This window comes from Oleiphilus sp. HI0043, from assembly GCF_001634935.1.
Genome location: NZ_LWEY01001401.1, coordinates 1 through 840, shown reverse-complemented (window position 1 = coordinate 840; position 840 = coordinate 1). Strand labels below are relative to the sequence as shown.

At 48.2% G+C, this 840-nt stretch carries 1 protein-coding gene; it reads left to right on the top strand.

Annotation, left to right across the window (positions count from 1 at the left end; genetic code table 11):
* The coding region (locus tag A3729_RS19385; RefSeq protein WP_231877471.1) for a methylmalonyl-CoA mutase family protein at positions 1-840 on the top strand (840 nt) is incomplete at both ends.

Genomic DNA, 840 nt, shown 5'->3' with positions numbered 1-840 from the left:
ATGTGATTCGTACCACCATCGAGGCGATGGCTGCGGTATTTGGTGGCACTCAGTCACTGCACACCAATGCTCTGGACGAAGCGGTTGCACTACCAACAGAATTCTCTGCCCGTATTGCGCGAAATACTCAGATCATCCTTCAAGAAGAAACAGGTATTCCTCAGGTTGCAGACCCTTGGGGGGGCTCCTACATGATGGAAAGTCTCACGCAGCAGATTGCTGATCGAGCTTGGGAATTAATTGAAGAAATCGAGGAAAAAGGTGGAATGGCAAGTGCCATAGAACATGGCATTCCAAAAATGCGAATTGAAGAAAGTGCCGCGAAAAAACAAGCACGCATTGATCGCGGTGAAGATGTCATTGTTGGTGTCAATAAATACCAGCTCGATCATGAAGATGACCTGGATATACTTGAAGTAGACAATGTGGCTGTACGCGAGTCACAAATCAAGCGCTTGGAATCGATTCGTACAAATCGAGATTCTGATGCGGTTAAAGCAGCGCTTACAGCCTTGACTGAGGCAGCGAAAACAGGTGAAGGCAATTTGCTAGAATTGAGCGTAAATGCTGCTCGCTTACGCGCGACTGTTGGCGAAATTTCTGATGCTCTGGAAGAAATATACGGACGTTTTCAGGCGGAATCTCGCACTATTAGCGGCGTTTACGGCGCCTCCTATGAGGGCGATGAAGACTGGCAAGCAATACAGTCTGATATTGAAGCCTTTGAGAAAGCCCAAGGTCGGCGCCCAAGAATGCTGGTCTGTAAAATGGGCCAAGACGGCCATGACAGGGGTGCTAAAATTATTGCCACCTCATTTGCCGATGCGGGCTTTGATATCG